Source organism: Nitratidesulfovibrio oxamicus, from assembly GCF_015731765.1.
In the GTDB taxonomy this organism is placed as follows: domain Bacteria; phylum Desulfobacterota; class Desulfovibrionia; order Desulfovibrionales; family Desulfovibrionaceae; genus Cupidesulfovibrio; species Cupidesulfovibrio oxamicus.
Window position 1 is genome coordinate 1 of sequence record NZ_VRYY01000262.1, and the last position, 3621, is coordinate 3621.

The 3621-nt window shown below is 69.3% G+C and carries 3 protein-coding genes and 1 pseudogene; 1 reads left to right on the forward strand and 3 read right to left on the reverse strand.

Going from position 1 to position 3621, the window contains the following annotated elements:
- A pseudogene (locus FVW20_RS09825) lies at window positions 1-503 on the reverse strand (efflux RND transporter periplasmic adaptor subunit); the annotation flags it as partial.
- Between the two features lie 447 nt (window positions 504-950).
- Here FVW20_RS09825 and FVW20_RS09830 point away from each other — a divergent pair.
- A complete protein-coding gene (locus FVW20_RS09830) occupies window positions 951-1184 on the forward strand; it encodes a hypothetical protein (protein WP_167123958.1) in 234 nt (77 codons plus the stop codon).
- Between the two features lie 146 nt (window positions 1185-1330).
- On the opposite strand, the gene FVW20_RS09835 is transcribed toward FVW20_RS09830, so the two are convergent.
- Both FVW20_RS09835 and FVW20_RS09840 read right to left on the reverse strand, forming a co-directional pair.
- Window positions 1331-2365 (reverse strand): histidine phosphatase family protein, encoded by a 1035-nt coding sequence (locus FVW20_RS09835; RefSeq protein WP_196609288.1) that lies wholly within the window; start codon window positions 2363-2365, stop codon window positions 1331-1333.
- A partial coding sequence (locus FVW20_RS09840; RefSeq protein WP_196609289.1) for an NTP transferase domain-containing protein occupies window positions 2362-3621 on the reverse strand: 1260 nt, incomplete at its 5' end. The genes FVW20_RS09840 and FVW20_RS09835, both read right to left, overlap by 4 nt.

Below are 3621 nucleotides of genomic sequence, written 5' to 3' on the forward strand. Positions count from 1 at the left end.
CGGGCGTGGTTGCGCCTGGCGTCCGTCAGTTCGGCGGCGGCCCGGTCTATGTCAGACCGTGCGACGCGCTCGTTGGCCCGGGCGCGGTCCAGCGCGGCGCGGGCGTCATCGCTTTCCAGGCGGGCCAGCACCTGCCCGGCGGTTACCCGGCTGCCTTCCTCCACCCCCAGCCATTCCAGCCGCGAGGTGACCTTGGACGCCACCGACGCCTTGCGCTGCGCGGTGACGTAGCCGCTGGACACCAGCGCGGTCATGGCCTGTGTGGGGTACACCCTGGCAACCACGGCCAGGCGCACCTCGCGCACTGCCGGAAACAGCAGCCGCGCGCCAACGGCCCCGCCAGCCAGCACCACGACGGCAAGCAGCCACAGCCAGCGCCGCCGGGGCGTACGCCGGGGCGACTGCCAACCGGTCTTGTCGATGGCCAGCCTGCCAAGGTCGGGCTGTGCGGTTCCACCCGGCGAGGCGGATGCGGACGAGGGAGCGGAAGAATGAGATGACATACGAACTCGCAGGCGTCACGGTTCATGAACAAGCGGGCAACCCCGGCGCAACGGCCATCCGGCGTGCTGCGGCAGGCATCGGCACCATACCAGAACGTGCCTCACGCGCAAACGCATAGTCTGCGTCGCGTGGATGTGCGTTTCACCGCTTGCCGTTTTTGCCTTTTTCCGGCGCGCATGACATTCATCCGTTACTGTTCCGCAGGATTTACTACGCATTGTTGCATGGTGCGCCGCAAAAAATAAGGCACCACTGCACGGCAAAGTTACAGATGAAAATTTCTCTGATACTTGACCAGAAAATGGAAAGGGGATAGCACACATGACACTCCGGTTCAGCATCCCTGCGACATACCGATATGTGCGGCGTCGCCCTACCCTTCAGATACGGGCACAGGACCATGCGCCGCCCGGACGACACGACCAACGAAGAACACAGGTTTGCACATGCCCAGCTTTGAAGCAGACAACCTTACCCTGCACAAGATAAACGTCGCCCCCATGTTTCGCTGCACACGCTGCCACTTCGGCCCGCCGGACACCTCGTGGGCCGGCCAGAAGAACGGCGAGCACCGCCGGGTGCTCATCTGCCGTTCGTGCGGCGCCCGCGCCGTGGCCACCTTTCGCGTGGCGGCGGACAATTCGCGTTGGGAAATCCTGTCCGTGGAGGACATGGACTAAAGGGACGGCGGGCCAGACAGGCATGCCCGCAATGGGTGCCCGACCCGCCGCCAGCCCTGCTGCCCACCGCAGGCCCCCGCAGACCCGTGCGGGCGGCAAGGGTGCGGCTTGCGCCATTCCCTGACGGCTCGTGCGTTGCGGCATGCCTAGGGCTGCCAGTCCGGCGTCACCACCCGCCATGGCGCGGAAGCCGCTGATGCGACTGCCGCTGCCACCGCCCCTGACGCTGCCCCTGACGCTGCCCCTGACGCTGCCCCTGATGCTGCCCCTGACGCTGCCCCTGACGCTGCCCCCGTCGTTGACGGCACCGCAGAAGCATCACGCTCCCCGGACTCGTGACGGCGCAAGCGCACGCAGTGCAGATGGCGCACCGGCAGGGTGAGCAGTTCATCCTGCCCCATGTGACCCAGCGCGCACAACACGGAACGGATCAGCCCGGCGTGGCTCACGGCCACGATGAAAGAGGGGTGCCCGTGCCCGGCGCTTTCGCCCGTGGCCGGGTGCCGCCCCGCGGCGCGGCCTGTCCCTTCAGCACATGCCGCTTCTCCGGCGCAGGGCATCGTCCCAGCCCCGCTTTCCGTTGCGACCCAGTCCCGCCACATGGCGGCCAGCGCCCTCAGGCCACGCGCGGCAGCGTCCGCGCAACATTCTCCCCCCGGCGGACGGAAGGTCCAGGGTTCACGCCCGCGCAAAGCATAGGCGTCGGGCCGGGCCTCCCGCACCTGCATCTGCAACAGCCCTTCCCATTCCCCCAGATCCATCTCGGCCAGGTCGTCCAGAATGGCGAGCGGGATGGCGGCGCTACCCGGCATGCCTAATTCGCCCGATTCGCCAGATGCACCCGGCATACCCTGCGCACTTAGCCCGTCCGATCTGTCTGGTTTGTCTGGTCTGCCTGATTTGCCTGGCCTGTCCGCCCCCGCCGGGGCATCCCCCTGACCCAGCATGAGCCGGGCGGTTTCCCGCGCCCGCTCCAGCGGAGAGGCATAGGCCCCCACCACGTTCAGTCCGGCCAGACGCGCCCGCCATACCGCCGCCTGCGCGCGGCCCTCTCGGGACAAGGGCGCTTCGGTGCGGCCGATGTACCGGCGCGGGCCGTCGCCCATGTCCGTGGCCGCATGACGGAACAGCAGGATGTCCGGCGGGTTGCCCGGCAGAATGACGGAGGGCGGCGCGGTCATGGGAGGCTCTCGTCCTCTGCCGCTTGCCGCACGGGACCGGGTGCCGAATCAGGTGCCGTACCCGGCGACGGGTGCGTTTGCGAACTCTCGGATGCGCTGGCGGTGCACGAAACGGCCTGTCCGGCTGCTGTGCATGATCCGGCCCCCGTGTGCGTTCCGGGGCCAGCGCACAGCCCGGCTTCGCCAGCGTCCGGTTCCCACGCGGGCTGGCCCACGGACAGCGGATGCAGGATGTCCGCCAGCGGTCGCCCTGCCTCTCTCTCGATGCGCGCACGCAGGGCCAGCGCCCGGCGCATCCGCCCTTCTATGGCGCTGGCCGCGTCCGGGTCGTGGCGCCATTGGGCCAGTTTCTCGCCAAAGCGGCTTTCCACGTCCACCACGGTGTGGCAGCGCACCAGTTTGTCCGCGAAGTACACCACTTCCCGTTCGGTCAGGGGCTGGCCGTCGGCAAGCGTGGTATCCCTGTGCGCGCTGACGATGTCCGCCACGCCGGAAAAGCCCAGTTCGCGCAGCAGCGCGCCCCCGGCGGCCTCGTGGCGGGGCTGTCCCTTGGCGATGTCGTGCAGCAGGGCGGCGGACTCGGTCAGTTCGCTGTCCAGGTCACGATCCAGCCACGCACGCGGACCGGGTTGCCCGCCCGAAATATCGCCCTGCACCGCCATGTCGTGCGCAGCATTCAAGGCATCGGCCAGACGCACGGCCACGGCGGCCACCCCTTCGGCATGCGCGATGCCACCGGGCGGAACGGCCCGCCCCCCCAGCAGTGCGCGCGCCTCCTGCGGGGTGGGTACTTCGCGGGTGGACCAGTCGGCGCAGGCCGCGCGATAGTCCTCCGGGGTGTCCATGTCGCGCAGGATGAACCTGTCGGGCACGCCAACCTCTTCCAGCGCCTGCGGCCCTAGCCGGTGCAGCGCGCCGCGCAGGCCGCCCTCGCCGCTGTCGGCCAGAACGATCGAAAATACCGATAAAGGCAGCAGCGGCGGATGCCCCCACTGCCCGCCGAACACCGGCAACAACACCCTGTCCGGATGCACGGCGGCGCGCTCCAGCAGCAGGCGCACGGTCAAGGGGCGCACCAGCGCGGCATCCACCGGCAGCAGCAGGGCCCCAGCCCCCGCACCTCCGTCAACCCTGCCAAATCCAGCAGGTTGGCCGCCGCGCCCAACCACGGCCTCCAGCCCCGCGCGTACCGAGGAGAACATGCCCCCTTCGCGCCAGACCGGGTTGTGCACCGTGGCCCCGCCCAGCCGCGCGGC

Excerpts from the sequence above, each read along its gene's own strand:
- FVW20_RS09830 (WP_167123958.1), top strand. The coding sequence starts at position 951 with ATGCCCAGCTTTGAAGCAGACAACCTTACCCTGCACAAGATAAACGTC.
- FVW20_RS09835 (WP_196609288.1), bottom strand. The coding sequence starts at position 2,365 with ATGACCGCGCCGCCCTCCGTCATTCTGCCGGGCAACCCGCCGGACATC.